Annotated in this window: 15 protein-coding genes; 11 read left to right on the top strand and 4 right to left on the bottom strand. The window is 73.1% G+C overall.

Annotated elements, in window-relative coordinates; genetic code table 11:
• Nucleotides 1-91 precede the first annotated feature (91 nt).
• Together SHK17_RS14160 and SHK17_RS14155 are read left to right on the top strand one after the other, a co-directional pair.
• Nucleotides 92-883, top strand: coding sequence for a lysophospholipid acyltransferase family protein (locus SHK17_RS14160; protein ID WP_322919643.1), 792 nt, complete (start codon nt 92-94; stop codon nt 881-883).
• Nucleotides 880-1,881 carry an NAD(P)H-dependent glycerol-3-phosphate dehydrogenase gene (locus tag SHK17_RS14155; protein WP_322919642.1) on the top strand — a complete coding sequence of 334 codons (1,002 nt, stop codon included), beginning with the start codon at nt 880-882 and terminating at the stop codon, nt 1,879-1,881. Before SHK17_RS14160 ends, SHK17_RS14155 begins: the two co-directional genes overlap by 4 nt.
• Nucleotides 1,882-1,885: 4 nt before the next feature.
• On the opposite strand, the gene SHK17_RS14150 is transcribed toward SHK17_RS14155, so the two are convergent.
• The gene (locus SHK17_RS14150; RefSeq protein WP_322919641.1) at nt 1,886-2,980 is read right to left on the bottom strand and encodes a trans-sulfuration enzyme family protein; all 1,095 of its coding nucleotides are present in this window, start codon (nt 2,978-2,980) and stop codon (nt 1,886-1,888) included.
• 32 nt (nt 2,981-3,012) lie between these two features.
• Here SHK17_RS14150 and SHK17_RS14145 point away from each other — a divergent pair, with 32 nt between their 5' ends.
• Entirely contained in the window at nt 3,013-4,146 is a 1,134-nt protein-coding gene (locus SHK17_RS14145; protein ID WP_322919640.1) for a D-alanine--D-alanine ligase family protein, read from the top strand.
• A gap of 31 nt (nt 4,147-4,177) precedes the next feature.
• Here the strand turns inward: SHK17_RS14145 and SHK17_RS14140 are convergent, their stop codons facing one another.
• Both SHK17_RS14140 and SHK17_RS14135 read right to left on the bottom strand, forming a co-directional pair.
• Entirely contained in the window at nt 4,178-4,681 is a 504-nt protein-coding gene (locus SHK17_RS14140) for a DUF3515 domain-containing protein (RefSeq protein WP_322919639.1), read from the bottom strand.
• A gap of 25 nt (nt 4,682-4,706) precedes the next feature.
• Entirely contained in the window at nt 4,707-4,943 is a 237-nt protein-coding gene (locus SHK17_RS14135) for an Lrp/AsnC family transcriptional regulator (RefSeq protein ID WP_172265396.1), read from the bottom strand.
• A gap of 117 nt (nt 4,944-5,060) precedes the next feature.
• Between SHK17_RS14135 and SHK17_RS14130 the strand changes: the two genes are divergently transcribed.
• The gene (locus tag SHK17_RS14130) at nt 5,061-6,011 is read left to right on the top strand and encodes a thiamine-phosphate kinase (protein WP_322919638.1); all 951 of its coding nucleotides are present in this window, start codon (nt 5,061-5,063) and stop codon (nt 6,009-6,011) included.
• Nucleotides 6,012-6,206: 195 nt separating this feature from the next.
• On the opposite strand, the gene rpmB is transcribed toward SHK17_RS14130, so the two are convergent.
• Complete coding sequence (gene rpmB, locus SHK17_RS14125; protein ID WP_129473193.1) at nt 6,207-6,392, bottom strand: 50S ribosomal protein L28; 186 nt, start codon at nt 6,390-6,392, stop codon at nt 6,207-6,209.
• Between the two features lie 225 nt (nt 6,393-6,617).
• Here rpmB and SHK17_RS14120 point away from each other — a divergent pair, with 225 nt between their 5' ends.
• The 7 genes from SHK17_RS14120 to rnc all read left to right on the top strand — a co-directional run bounded on the left by SHK17_RS14120 (nt 6,618) and on the right by rnc (nt 13,295).
• Nucleotides 6,618-8,288: a DAK2 domain-containing protein gene (locus tag SHK17_RS14120; RefSeq protein ID WP_322919636.1), complete on the top strand. Its 1,671-nt coding sequence runs from the start codon at nt 6,618-6,620 to the stop codon at nt 8,286-8,288.
• A gap of 27 nt (nt 8,289-8,315) precedes the next feature.
• Nucleotides 8,316-10,526: an ATP-dependent DNA helicase RecG gene (locus SHK17_RS14115; protein WP_322919635.1), complete on the top strand. Its 2,211-nt coding sequence runs from the start codon at nt 8,316-8,318 to the stop codon at nt 10,524-10,526.
• A gap of 10 nt (nt 10,527-10,536) precedes the next feature.
• A complete protein-coding gene (gene rsmD, locus SHK17_RS14110) occupies nt 10,537-11,106 on the top strand; it encodes a 16S rRNA (guanine(966)-N(2))-methyltransferase RsmD (protein WP_322919634.1) in 570 nt (189 codons plus the stop codon).
• 52 nt (nt 11,107-11,158) lie between these two features.
• Nucleotides 11,159-11,644, top strand: coding sequence for a pantetheine-phosphate adenylyltransferase (gene coaD / locus SHK17_RS14105; protein ID WP_322425577.1), 486 nt, complete (start codon nt 11,159-11,161; stop codon nt 11,642-11,644).
• A gap of 97 nt (nt 11,645-11,741) precedes the next feature.
• Nucleotides 11,742-12,314, top strand: coding sequence for a YceD family protein (locus SHK17_RS14100; RefSeq protein WP_322425576.1), 573 nt, complete (start codon nt 11,742-11,744; stop codon nt 12,312-12,314).
• A 55-nt stretch (nt 12,315-12,369) separates the two neighbouring features.
• A complete protein-coding gene (gene rpmF, locus SHK17_RS14095) occupies nt 12,370-12,555 on the top strand; it encodes a 50S ribosomal protein L32 (protein WP_056906555.1) in 186 nt (61 codons plus the stop codon).
• Nucleotides 12,510-13,295, top strand: coding sequence for a ribonuclease III (gene rnc / locus SHK17_RS14090; protein WP_172264728.1), 786 nt, complete (start codon nt 12,510-12,512; stop codon nt 13,293-13,295). Before rpmF ends, rnc begins: the two co-directional genes overlap by 46 nt.
• Nucleotides 13,296-13,297 lie beyond the last annotated feature (2 nt).

Raw genomic sequence — 13,297 nt, 5'->3', positions numbered from 1 at the left:
GCCTGGCGACCGAGTAGCCTGCTCGCGACGAGGGAGCGTCAGGGCGGGACCGAGCACGAGCGCCCCGGGAGAGCGACGAGGAGGGGGACGCGTGCGGGTCAGGAAGCTGGAGCAGGATCGCGGCTGGGCCATGACGGTGGCAGCGAGCATCCTCAAGCCGACGCTGCTCACCGCGACCTCGCGCACCTGGATCGACGGCGAGAAGATCCCCGCCACGGGCGGCTGCATCGTCGCCCTCAACCACATCTCCCACGTCGACCCCCTGCTGTCGGCGCACTTCGTCTACGACCACGGCCGGCTGCCGCGCTACCTCGCGAAGTCCGGGCTGTTCCGCAACAAGCACCTCGGCGGCTTCCTGACCGCCCTAGGCCAGATCCCCGTCGAGCGGCTGAGCCGCAACGCGGTCGGGGCGTACGACGCGGCGGTCGAGGCCATCGGCAACGGCGAGTGCCTCATCATCTACCCGGAGGGGACGCTCACCCGCGACCCCGACCTGTGGCCGATGAAGGGCAAGACCGGCGCCGCGCGGATCGCGCTCGCCACGGGGTGCCCGGTGATCCCGGTGGGGCAGTGGGGTGCCCAGGAGGTGCTGCCGCCCTACACCAAGACGCCGCACCTGGTGCCGCGCAAGAACATCGTGATGAAGGCCGGTGACCCGGTGCCGCTGGACGACCTGGTCGCGGCGCGCACCACCCCGGAGACGACGGCGGAGGCCACCGACCGGATCATGTCCGCCATCACCGGGATCGTCGCCGACCTGCGCGGCGAGGTGGCGCCGAGCGAGCGCTTCGACCCGCGCCTCAGCGGCGTACGCGAGACCGGCAACCCCCACGACGACGCCCGCCGGGCCAGTCCCCGCACGAGGAGGAAGCACAGCCGATGACGAAGATCGCAGTGTTCAGCGCCGGATCGTGGGGCACGGCCTTCTCGCTGGTCCTGGCCGACGCCGGCAACGACGTGTCGCTGTGGGGCCGGCGCGAGGAGGTCGTCGAGGCGATCAACGACCGCCGCGAGAACACCGACTACCTGCCGGGGATCGAGCTGCCGCCGTCCATCAGCGCGTCGACCGACGCCGAGGAGGTCGCCGCCGACGCCGACCTGGTCGTGCTCACCGTCCCCTCGCAGACCCTGCGCGAGAACCTCACCGACTGGGCGCCGGTCCTGCCCGAGAAGGCGACCCTCGTGTCGTTGATGAAGGGCGTCGAGCTCGGCTCCCTCCTGCGGATGAGCGAGGTGATCCAGGAGGTCACCGACGCACCCGCCGACCGGATCGCCGTCGTCAGCGGGCCCAACCTGGCCCGCGAGATCGCGCGCCGCGAGCCCGCCGCCTCCGTCGTGGCGTGCCTCGAAGAGGAGCGCGCCAAGCAGATCCAGGCCATCACCCACGGTCCGTCGTGGCGGCCCTACACGTCCGTCGACGTGCTGGGCTGCGAGATCGGCGGCGCCTACAAGAACGTCGTCGGCCTCGCCGTCGGCATGGCCGTGGGCCTCGGCTTCGGCGACAACACCACCGCCTCGGTGATCACCCGCGGCCTCGCCGAGACCGCGCGGCTCGCCACCGCGCAGGGCGCCAACCCGCTGACCCTCATGGGTCTGGCCGGGCTGGGCGACCTGGTCGCCACCTGCTCCTCCCCGCTGTCGCGCAACCGCACCTTCGGTGAGCGCCTCGGCCAGGGGATGACGACCGAGGAGATCTACGCCTCCACCCGCCAGGTCGCCGAGGGCGCGAAGTCCTGCAAGTCGCTGCTCGCCCTGGCCCGCCAGACCGGCGTCGACGCGCCCATCGCCGAGGCCGTCGACGCGGTGGTCGACGGCAAGATGACGGCGCTCGACATGATGAACTCGTTCATCGCCCGGGACACCAAGGCGGAGATGGGGTAGGGATTCAGCCCACGCACCCGTCCAGCGCGTCGCGCAGGTCCTCCCAGAGGTCCTCGACGTCCTCCACGCCGACGGAGAGGCGGACGAGCCCCTCGGGGATGGTCGCCGCCTCGGCCTTCCAACGCCGACGGCGCTCGAGGGTCGACTCGACGCCGCCGAGCGAGGTGGCGTGGACCCACAGGCGCGTCTTGCGGCTGAGCAGGTCGGCCGCCATCTCGCCCTGGGCGAGCACGATGCTCACGATGCCGCCGAACCCCGGGTAGCGGACCTCCGACAGCGCGGGGTGCTCGCCGAGGCGGCGTACGAGCTCCTGGGCGTTGGCCTGTGCCCGCTCGACGCGCAGGTGCAGGGTGCGCAGCCCGCGCAGCGTCAGCCACGCCTCGAACGGGCCGGGGATCGCGCCGACCAGGTCGCGGCGGCCCTTGATCACGCCGTGCAGCTCGTCGTCGCGGGTGACGATCGCGCCCATCTGCACGTCGGAGTGCCCGGCGAGGTACTTCGTGGCGGAGTGCACGACGAGGTCGACGCCGTCCTCCAGCGGACGCTGCAGCAGGGGAGTGGCGAAGGTGTTGTCGACGACGACGTACGCCCCCGCCTCGTGGGCGGCGGCCGTGATCGTCGCGATGTCCGCGACCTCCAGCGCCGGGTTGGTCGGCGACTCGAGCCACGCGAGCGCGGCGTCGGCGCACGCCGCGACGACGGCCTCGGTGTCGGTGATGTCGACCAGCTCGGCCTTGAGCCGGCCGCGTGACTCGAGGTCGGCGAGCTGCATCATCGTGCCGGTGTAGGCGTGCCGGGGCACGACCACCGTGCCGTCGGCGCCGACCAGGTCGAGCACCGTCGCCACCGCCGCCAGCCCGGAGGCGAACGTCAGGCAGCGCCCACCCTCCAGCGCCCCGAGGGCGTCCTCGAGGGCGGTCCAGGTCGGGTTGCCGTAGCGGCCGTACTCCACCTCGCCGCCGGCGACGTACGTCGCCGCCATGGTGATCGGCGTGTTGAGCGGGGCGTCCGGCGTCCGCTCGGGACGTCCGGCGGTGACGGCGATCGTGCCGGGCCTGAGGGACGGGCCGGCCGGGTCGGGGGTCGTGTCTGCTGCCATGCGCGCCAGCGTAGGTGGATAGGGTCGAGCCGATGAACGACACCTCGCAGGACAAGACCGCACGCAAGCCCCGCGTCGCCGTCGTCTTCGGCGGGCGCTCCTCCGAGCACGGCATCTCGTGCGTGACGGCGGGCAGCGTGCTGGCGGCGATCGACCGCGACGCGTACGACGTCGTGCCGGTCGGCATCGCCACCGACGGCCGGTGGGTCCTCGAGGCCGACGAGCCCTCCCGGCTCGCCATCCGCGGCAACGACCTGCCGTCTGTGGACGCCGACCGCTCGCCCGTCGCGCTGATGGGCGCGACGAGCGGCACCGACCTCGTGGTGACCGAGCCGTCGAGCGTGCCGTCGGTGATCGGCGAGGTCGACGTGGTCTTCCCGCTGCTCCACGGCCCATGGGGCGAGGACGGCACCCTGCAGGGGATGCTCGAGATGGCGGGCGTGCGCTATGTCGGCTCGGGCGTGCTCGCCTCGGCGGTCGGGATGGACAAGGCCTACATGAAGGTCGTGCTGCAGGCGGCCGGCCTCCCGGTCACGCCGGGCATCGTCGTCACCCGCTCGGAGTGGCAGCAGGACCCGCTCGGCTGCCGCGCCCGGGTCGAGGACCTCGGCTTCCCGTCCTTCGCCAAGCCGGCCCGGGCGGGGTCCAGCATGGGCATCAGCAAGGTGCACGACGCCGCGGAGATCGAGGACGCGCTCGAGGAGGCGTTCCGCCACGACCCCAAGGTCCTCGTCGAGCAGTCGATGGAGGGCGCGCGCGAGGTCGAGTGCGGCGTGCTCGGCACCGTCGAGGGGCCGCCCGAGACGTCCCGTCCGGGCGAGGTGCGCACCGGCGGCGACCACGAGTTCTACGACTTCGAGGCCAAGTACCTCGCCGACCAGCACACCGAGATCGACATCCCCGCCGACCTGCCGGCCGAGACCGAGCAGGCGCTGCGCGCGATGGCGGTGCGTGCCTTCGAGGCGCTGTCGTGCGAGGGCCTGGCGCGGGTCGACTTCTTCGTCATGCCCGACGGCTCGCTCGTGATCAACGAGCTCAACACGATGCCGGGCTTCACGCCCACCTCGATGTACCCGCAGATGTGGGCCGCGTCCGGGCTCGGCTATCCCGAGCTGGTCGACCGGCTGATCCAGCTCGCGCTGCGCCGCGACACCGGCCTGCGCTGAGCCTGCTCGAGCCTGTACGAGTCCTCTGGGGCTACAGGCAGGGGAGCCCCTCGCGCAGGTGCTCCTCCAGCGCCGGGGCGAGGTCGGCGAGGGCGCGGTCGATGCCCTCGGTGCGGTAGTCGGTGGGCACCCGCAGCTCAACGTAGGGCGTGCGGGTCAGCGCGATCGGCGTCGCGTCCTCCTGCAGGTCGCTGAGCTGGTCGTCGGTGACGTACCAGCCGACGCCCTCGATGACGCTGCACGTCGCGGTGGGCTCGTAGTCCTCCGGCTCCGGGACGCCGCAGGTGAGGACGTACGCCGGGTCGCCCCAGGCGGCTCCGAGCGCGCCGTCCGGCTCGACGTCGCGGCGCTCCTGGCCCGCCAGGGTGTCGGGCAGGTCCGCCACGAGGGCCTCGCAGGCGGCGCGGTCGGCGTCGTCGAGGTCGCGCTCCTCGATCTCCGGCGTGCCCCCGCTGCAGGCGGCGAGGAGGACGCAGGCGGCCGCGGACACGGCGACGCCCCGGCCCGCGGGGCCGAGGCGTCGTCGTGGCTGCACGCGTCGTCGGGTGCTGGTCAGCGGATCAGATGTGGACGACCGGGCAGGTGAGCGTGCGGGTGATGCCGTCGAGGTTCTGCACCTTCGAGACGACGAGCTTGCCCAGCTCGTCGACGTTCTTGGCCTCGGCGCGGACGATCACGTCGTAGGGACCGGTGACGTCCTCCGCGAGGGTGACGCCGTTGATCTGGGCGATCTCGCGGGCAACCTCGGCTGCCTTGCCGACGTCGGTCTGGATCAGGATGTAGGCCTGGACGACCATCGTGGACTCCTCGGTCTCGTTCATCGGGTGTGACCGGCACAACCTACCGCGCGGCGCTGGCCACCCGACAGGGGATGGGTGACTGTGGTCACGGCTCCGGTCTGGTGGGATGAGGTCATGGCTCCCGCATCGGACGCAACCCTCGGCGAGACCGGCGAGTTCGGCCTCATCTCCCAGCTCGTGGACATCTTCGAGGGCGACGAGCACGTGCTCGTCGGACCGGGCGACGACGCCGCCGTCCTGCGCATCAAGCACGGCCACGTGGTCGTCTCCACCGACCTCATGGTCGAGGGCCGCCACTTCCGCCGCGACTGGGCGGACGCCGCCGACGTCGGCCACCGGGCCGCCGCCCAGAACCTGTCCGACATCAACGCGATGGGCGGCACCGGTCGCCACCTCACCATCGGCCTCGCCGCCCCGGCCGACCTCCCGGTGGCGTGGGCCCTCGACTTCGCACGTGGCTTCGCCGAGGAGTGCGCGATCGTCGGTGCCACGGTCGTCGGGGGCGACGTCACGCGCGCCGACGAGCTCGTCATCGCCGTGACGGTGATCGGGCAGTGCACGCAGGCGCCGGTGCTGCGCTCCGGCGCCCGGCCGGGCGACGTGCTCGCGCTGACCGGCCGGCAGGGCTGGGCGGCCGGGGGACTGGCCGTCCTGGGCCGGGGCTTCCGCTCGCCGCGGGTCCTCGTCGAGGCCTACCGCCGTCCGGAGCCGCCGTACGCCGCCGGCCGCGAGGCCGCCGAGGCCGGCGCCACCTCCCTCATCGACGTCTCCGACGGTCTGCTGTCCGAGGCCGGCCACATCGCCGAGGCGAGCGGGGTCGCCGTCGACGTGCGCCGCGGCTCCTTCGACATCCCCGAGCCGCTCCAGGCGGTCGGCGCCGCCCTCGGCGCGGACCCGATGCAGTTCATCCTGACCGGGGGAGACGACCACTCCCTGCTCGCGACCTTCCCCGACACCGCGTCCGTGCCCGCCGGCTGGCAGGTGGTCGGCGAGGTGCTCGAGGGGGAGGGTGTGACGGTCGACGACGCGGCGTACGACGGGCCAACCGGCTGGACGCACTTCTGAGCCGCCCTCGCGCGTGAGTCGCCCAGAGACTCACGACCGACTTCTTGGGCGAGTCTCCAACTTCTCGAGGTGTGTACACCCCCAGAAGTTCGGGTTTCCCCGCATATGCGGGGAAACCACGAGCAAGCCACCCCCACCGACGACGAAGCCCCCGCCGCAGTGCGACGGGGGCTCGTACGAGGTCTGGGACTCAGGTCAGCGGGTGACCTTGCCGGCCTTGAGGCAGCCGGTGCAGACGTTCAGGCGCTTGGGCGTGCCGTTGACGGTCGCCCGGACGCGCTGGATGTTGGGGTTGAAGCGACGCTTCGTGATCTTGCGCGACCAGGGACGGTTGTTTCCGAAGCCCGGCTTCTTGGCGCAGATGTCGCAGACGGCAGCCACCGTGCACTCCGATCCGTTCGAGGGTGATGTTCTGAAGGGCCCGAGCCACCGAGGGCGGCAGCGGGCAACCGGGAAAGAGTAGCCGAGGACCGGCGACGAGATGAAATCGCAGCACGGTCGGAGGCGGGCACTACCCTGTGGCGCGCACCACAACCCGCCGATCATCCCACCAGACCGACCGCCCCGTTCGACCCGTCCACGCACACCCGGGAGCACACCGACTCGATGGAGCCAGTCACCCACGGCATCGACCTCGACGCGGTTGCCCGGTTCGTCGACATCGCCACCGACGCACTCTCCGCGGCCCGCGAGGAGATCGACGCGCTCAACGTCTACCCCGTCCCCGACGGCGACACCGGCACCAACATGTTCCTCACCGTCTCGGCCGCCCGTGACGAGCTGCGCGCCGCCCGCGCCGCCGACCCCGGCCTGGGCATCGAGGAGGGGCTGGCGCTGCTGGCGCGTGCCGCGCTGATGGGTGCCCGCGGCAACTCCGGGGTGATCCTGAGCCAGATGCTGCGCGCCTACGTCACCCACCTGGCCGGCGCGGGCCTCGAGGACCGGCGCGCGCACACGATCGCGGCTGCCATGCAGGCGGCGACCGACGCCAGCTACGCCGCGGTCGGCACCCCCGTCGAGGGCACCATCCTCACGGTGGCGCGCGCCGCCTCCGACGCCGCCCGCGTGGCCGCGCACCGGCCGGGCGCCCGCGCCCGTGACGTCTTCACCGCCGCGGCCGCCGCGGCGCGCGCCGCGCTCGCCCGTACGCCGGAGCAGCTCCCCGTGCTGGCCCGTGCCGGTGTCGTCGACGCGGGGGGTCGCGGCCTCACCGTGGTGCTCGACGCCGTCGAGACCACCGCGACCGGCCGGCGCCCCATGCAGCTCGCCGCGCCCATCGGGACGCACCACATCCCGGTCACCCTCCCCGACGGCTCGTCGGGCGGTGACCCGGCGGATGACGGCCCGGGCTACGAGGTGATCTACCTCCTCGAGACCGCGCGCGACGCCGAGGAGGAGGCGATCCCCGCGCTCCGCGAGGCGCTGGGGGCGCTGGGGGACAGCCTCGTGGTCGTCGGCGGCGACGGCCTGTGGAACGTCCACGTCCACGTCGACGACGTCGGTGCGGCGATCGAGGCGGGCGTGGTCGCCGGCCGGCCGCACCGGATCCGGGTCACCCACTTCGCGGACCAGGCGGCCGAGGCCCGGCACCGGGCCTCGGGCCGCACCGCCCGCACCGGCCGCAGGGTCGTCGCGGTGGCGGCCGGACCCGGGCTGGCGGAGCTCTTCGAGTCCGCCGGTGCCCTCGTCGTCCCCGGCGGTCCCGGCCGTCGTCCCTCGACCGGCCAGCTGCTCGAGGCCATCACCGGGTGCGGCGCCTCCGAGGTGGTCGTGCTGCCCAACGACGGCGACACCGTCCGCGCCGCCGAGATCGCGGCCCGCACCGCCGAGGCGGAGCACGACGTGTCGGTCGAGGTGATCCCCACCCAGGCCCAGGTGCAGGGCCTCGCGGCGATCTCGGTGCACGAGCCGGGCCGCACGTTCGACGCCGACGTCCGGGAGATGACCGCAACCGCCCGCCACGCCCGCCACGGCGCCGTCACGGTCGCCGCCCGGCAGGCGATCACCATGGCCGGGCCGTGCGAGCCGGGTGACGCCCTCGGTGTCATCGCGGGCGACTTCGCGGTCGTCGGCGCCGACCTCGAGGCTGTCGCCCACGAGGTCCTCGAGCGCCTGCTCGCCGGCGGTGGCGAGCTCGTCACCATCGTCGCGGGGGAGGACGGCAGCGACCTCGCCGCGCGGGTCTGCGCGCGCGTCGAGGAGCGCCACCCGCACGTCGACGTCGCGGTCCACGAGGGCGGCCAGCCGCGCTACCCGCTGCTCGTCAGCGTCGAGTGACCGGCACCCCTCCGGCAGGATTCCTCCATGGTCGCGATCACGCCTGACAGCCCGATCCAAGCGGTGTTCGGCTCCCACCACAAGAAGCGCAAGCTCGCCGAGGAGGGCCTCGGCCTGGCCACGGTGGGCGACCTGCTGCGCCACTTCCCGCGCCGCTACGTCGCCGCCACCGAGCTCTCCGAGGTCGCCACGCCGGTCGTCGGGGAGCAGCTGACGATCGTCGGCGAGGTGCGGTCCTGCGAGAGCGCCTCGTTCTTCGGCGGCAACCGGCGCCAGTTCCGTACGACGGTGCGGCTGCGCACCGACGGGCCCGACTTCTCCGTCACCCTGTTCAGCCCCTACCAGGGCCTGGCGGACCGCCACGAGGCCGAGTTCCGCCCCGGCAGCAGGGCGGTCTTCACCGGCAAGGCCAAGCAGTTCCGCGGCAGCTGGCAGCTCGACCAGCCCCACGGCTTCGCGCTCGACGGCGCCGAGGCCGCCTCGATGAGCAAGCTGATGCCGGTCTACCCGCTCACCGCCAAGCTCTACTCCTGGGACCTGCAGAAGGTCGTGGCGGCCGCCCTCGACCTCGTCACCGGGGTCCCCGACGTCTTCACCCCCGAGCTGCGCGAGCGCTACGAGCTCCTCGGCGTGATGCAGGCGCTGCGGTGGATCCACGCCCCCGACGAGTGGAGCCAGCTCGGCGCGGCCCAGAAGCGGTTCCGGTTCGAGGAGGCGCTGGTCCTCCAGCTGACCCTCGCCCGGCGGCGCGCCGCCCACCGGGCCCAGGGCGCCCGGTCCCGCGCCGGTCGTCCCGGCGGGCTCCTGGCGGCGTTCGACGAGCGGCTGCCGTTCGAGCTCACCGGCGGCCAGCGCGAGATCGGCGAGCTGGTCGCCGAGGAGCTCGCCCGCGACCACCCGATGAACCGCCTGCTGCAGGGTGAGGTCGGCTCCGGCAAGACGCTCGTCGCGCTGCGCGCGATGCTGCAGGTCGTGGACTCGGGCGGGCAGGCGGCGCTGCTCGCGCCCACGGAGGTCCTCGCGCAGCAGCACCACCGCTCGATCTCGGCCATGCTCGGCGACCTCGCCCAGGGCGGCATGCTCGGCGGGGCGGCCGAGGCCACCTCGGTCGTCCTGCTCACCGGCTCGATGGGCCGGGCGGCCCGCCAGGAGGCGATGCTGCGGATCGTCACCGGCGAGGCCGGGATCGTGATCGGCACCCACGCGCTGCTCGAGGACCGCGTCGAGTTCGCCGACCTCGGGCTCGTGGTCGTCGACGAGCAGCACCGCTTCGGCGTGGAGCAGCGGGCCGCGCTCACCGACAAGGCCGGCACGCCGCCCCACGTGCTGGTGATGACCGCGACCCCGATCCCGCGCACGGTCGCGATGACGGTCTTCGGCGACCTCGAGACGTCCGTCCTCGCCGAGCTCCCCGCCGGCCGCGCGCCGATCCAGACCAACGTCGTGCCCCTCGCGGACCAGCCGAGCTGGATCGAGCGGGTGTGGCAGCGCGTCCGCGAGGAGGTCGAGAAGGGCCACCAGGTCTACGTCGTGTGCCCGCGGATCTCCGGCGACTCCGGGGAGGAGGGGGAGACCGACCAGGTCGACCTCGACGAGGAGGGCGCCGAGATCGCGCCGCCCAAGCGGTCGCTGGCCGCGGTGGAGGACGTCCACGAGGAGCTGGCGGCCGGACCGCTCCGCGGACTGCGCACCGCCGTCCTGCACGGCCGGCTCGCGCCCGACGAGAAGGACCGCACCATGCGCGCCTTCGCGGCCGGCGACGTCGACGTGCTGGTCTCCACGACCGTCATCGAGGTCGGCGTCGACGTGCACAACGCCACCATGATGGTGCTCCTCGACGCCGACCGGTTCGGTGTCTCCCAGCTGCACCAGCTCCGCGGCCGCGTCGGCCGGGGCGGGCTCCCGGGCCTGTGCCTGCTCGTCTCCCACGCCGAGCTCGGGTCGCCGGCGCGCGACCGGCTCGACGCCGTCGCGTCGACCACCGACGGCTTCGAGCTGAGCCGCGTCGACCTCGAGCAGCGCCGCGAGGGCGACGTGCTCGGGGCGAGCCAGTCCGGCTTCCGGTCCGGGCTGGTGACGCTGCGGGTGCTGCGCGACGAGAAGACCATCGTGCGTGCCCGGGAGGCAGCGGAGGCGCTACTCTCCGAAGACCCTGCGCTGGCGCAGGCGCCCGAGCTCGCCGACGCCGTCGCCGAGGTCGAGCGCTCGGCGGCGTCGGGATTCATGGAGAAGGGCTGATCGCGACGACATGACTCGGATCATCGGGGGAACGGCGGGCGGCCGCCGGCTGGAGACGCCGCGCGGCCAGACGACCCGCCCGACGAGCGACCGGGTGCGCGAGGCCCTGTTCTCGGCCGTCGAGTCGCGCACCGGGTCCCTCGACGGGCTGCGCTTCCTCGACCTCTACGCCGGCTCCGGCGCGGTCGGCCTCGAGGCGTGGTCGCGCGGGGCCGGCGTGGTCACCATGGTCGAGCAGGACCGGCGCACGGCAGCGCTGATCAGCCGCAACGCCACGACCCTCGGCTTCGGCCGGGCCCGCGTGGTGGCCGCGGGCGTGTCGACCTTCCTCGCCAGCTCGCCCGCCGCTCCCTACGACGTGGTGTTCTCCGACCCTCCCTACCCGATGCCCGACGGCGACGTCCGCGCCGACCTGGTCGCGCTCGTCGCCCACGGCTGGCTCGTGCCCGGTGCGCTCGTGGTCGTCGAGCGCGCCGCCAAGCGCAGCGCGGTCACCTGGCCCGACGGCATCGAGGGCGACCGTACGAAGCGCTACGGCGAGACCGCGCTTTGGTACGGTTACGCCACCCCGGCACCCTGACGGCCAGCCTCCACCGCACCCGTCCTGGAGCCTCCGCTCGAAGGGAGTCCGCGTGCGTCGCGCCGTCTGCCCCGGGTCCTTCGACCCGGTGACCCACGGCCACCTCGACATCGTCGCCCGGGCCGCCGGGCTGTTCGACGAGGTGGTCGTCGCCATCGGCACCAACATGTCCAAGAACCGGCTCTTCACCCCCGACGAGCGCATCGCCATGCTCGAGGAGGCCACGGCCGGGATGGCCAACGTCCGGGTGGCCGGCTTCGAGGGCCTGATCGTCGACTTCTGCCGCGAGCTCGACGCCGTCGCGATCGTCAAGGGCCTGCGCGGCCCCGGCGACTACGAGTACGAGCTCCCGATGGCCCAGATGAACTCGCACCTGACCGGGGTGGAGACGGTGTTCCTGCCCACCGCCGTGGGCAACGCGTTCGTCTCCTCGAGCCTCGTCAAGGAGGTCGCCGGCCTCGGTGGAGACGTACGCGGGCTGCTGCCCGAGCCGGTCCGCGAGCAGCTCGTACGCCGTCTCGCCGAGCGCCGCGGCTGAGGCCCGGGCCGCCCCACCCGCCACTCGTTTTGCCCCGCCGGTGGGGCGACCGATACGATTCCGAGGTTGTGTTGGTGTCCAGATGTGGGAGTTCGTCGTGACCAGCCTGGACCCGAGGGCGCCGCTCGTGCTCGATACTCGCGAGCTCGGCCGCCGCCCGGGGTCCCAGCGGGAGCTCGAGCTGACCGTTCCGGCACCAGCAGAACTTGGCATCGAAGTCCTCGGTGTCCCCGAAGGATCGCCGGTCGAGCTCGACCTGCGGCTGGAGGCGGTCATGGAGGGCGTGCTGCTCACGGGCACGGCCACGGCCACGCTCGAGGGGGAGTGCGTGCGGTGCCTGGAGCCGATCAAGGACGAGATCCACGCCCGGCTGCAGGAGCTGTACGTCTACCCCGACCAGCACGACAAGGCCACGGAGCACGACGACCGTGACCTCGACGACGAGACCAGCCTGCTCGAGGACGACCTGCTCGACCTCGAGCCCCTGCTGCGGGACGCGGTGGTGCTCGCACTACCGTTCCAGCCGCTGTGCATGGACGATTGCCCCGGGTTGTGCACCGAGTGCGGTGCGCGGCTCGCGGACGACCCCGACCACGCGCACGACGCGCCGATCGACCCGCGGTGGGCAGGGCTGCAGGGGCTGCAGCAGGACTCGCACGACCAGGACTGACCACTCACCGGGAATCCCCGGCTGACCAGCAAGCCGAAGCAACAGGAGACACACCATGGCTGTTCCGAAGCGGAAGATGTCGCGCAGCAACACGCGTCACCGCCGTTCGCAGTGGAAGGCCGTCGCGCCGACCCTCGTGACCTGCGCCAACCCCGCCTGCGGCGCCAAGCACCTCCCGCACCGCGCGTGCGGCCAGTGCGGCCAGTACGGCGCCCGGGCCGACCGTCGCCAGGTCCTCTGACCACCGACGAGCTCCGCGCAGCGCTCGGTGATCCGGTCCTGGATCCCGAGCTGCTGCAGCGTGCCCTGACGCACCGCTCGTACGCCTACGAGAACGGGCAGATCCCCACCAACGAGCGCCTGGAGTTCCTCGGCGACTCGGTGCTCGGGGTGGTGGTCACCGAGACGCTCTACACCACCCACCCGGACTTCTCCGAGGGCCGGCTGGCCAAGCTGCGCGCGGCGGTCGTCAACGCGCGCGCCCTGGCCGACGTGGCGCGCGAGATCGACCTCGGCCGGCACATCAAGCTCGGCCGGGGCGAGGAGACGACCGGCGGTCGCGACAAGGCCTCGATCCTGTCCGACACCGTCGAGGCGGTCATCGGCGCGATCCACCTCAGCGGCGGCATGGACGAGGCCGCCAAGGTGGTCCACCGGCTGTTCGACCCGGTGATGGAGGCAGCCGCCTCGATGGGCGCCGGCCTCGACTGGAAGACCTCCCTGCAGGAGCTGTCGGCCGACCTCGGCCTCGGCGTGCCGGAGTACCTCATCGAGGACGACGGCCCCGACCACATGAAGACCTTCGTCGCGCGGGTCCGCGTCGGCGACCTCGTCCTCGGCAACGGCAAGGGCCGCTCCAAGAAGGAGGCCGAGCAGGGCGCCGCCGAGACGGCCTACCGGGAGATCCGGACCGCCCACGCCGCCCACGCCGACGGCACCGCGGTCGAGCCCGAGGCGGCTCCCGTGGGCACCGACGCCTGAGC

It is taken from the genome of Nocardioides renjunii (assembly GCF_034661175.1).
Classification (GTDB): Bacteria; Actinomycetota; Actinomycetes; order Propionibacteriales; family Nocardioidaceae; genus Nocardioides; species Nocardioides renjunii.
Note: the sequence above shows the minus strand (reverse complement) of the source record. Positions and strands in the feature narration are given on the sequence as shown.

What these genes read in the sequence shown, in the direction of transcription:
- SHK17_RS14155 (WP_322919642.1), top strand. Translation starts at nt 880, where the DNA reads ATGACGAAGATCGCAGTGTTCAGCGCCGGATCGTGGGGCACGGCCTTC.
- SHK17_RS14150 (WP_322919641.1), bottom strand. Translation starts at nt 2,980, where the DNA reads ATGGCAGCAGACACGACCCCCGACCCGGCCGGCCCGTCCCTCAGGCCC.
- SHK17_RS14145 (WP_322919640.1), top strand. Translation starts at nt 3,013, where the DNA reads ATGAACGACACCTCGCAGGACAAGACCGCACGCAAGCCCCGCGTCGCC.
- SHK17_RS14135 (WP_172265396.1), bottom strand. Translation starts at nt 4,943, where the DNA reads ATGGTCGTCCAGGCCTACATCCTGATCCAGACCGACGTCGGCAAGGCA.
- SHK17_RS14130 (WP_322919638.1), top strand. Translation starts at nt 5,061, where the DNA reads ATGGCTCCCGCATCGGACGCAACCCTCGGCGAGACCGGCGAGTTCGGC.
- SHK17_RS14120 (WP_322919636.1), top strand. Translation starts at nt 6,618, where the DNA reads ATGGAGCCAGTCACCCACGGCATCGACCTCGACGCGGTTGCCCGGTTC.
- SHK17_RS14115 (WP_322919635.1), top strand. Translation starts at nt 8,316, where the DNA reads ATGGTCGCGATCACGCCTGACAGCCCGATCCAAGCGGTGTTCGGCTCC.
- rsmD (WP_322919634.1), top strand. Translation starts at nt 10,537, where the DNA reads ATGACTCGGATCATCGGGGGAACGGCGGGCGGCCGCCGGCTGGAGACG.
- rpmF (WP_056906555.1), top strand. Translation starts at nt 12,370, where the DNA reads ATGGCTGTTCCGAAGCGGAAGATGTCGCGCAGCAACACGCGTCACCGC.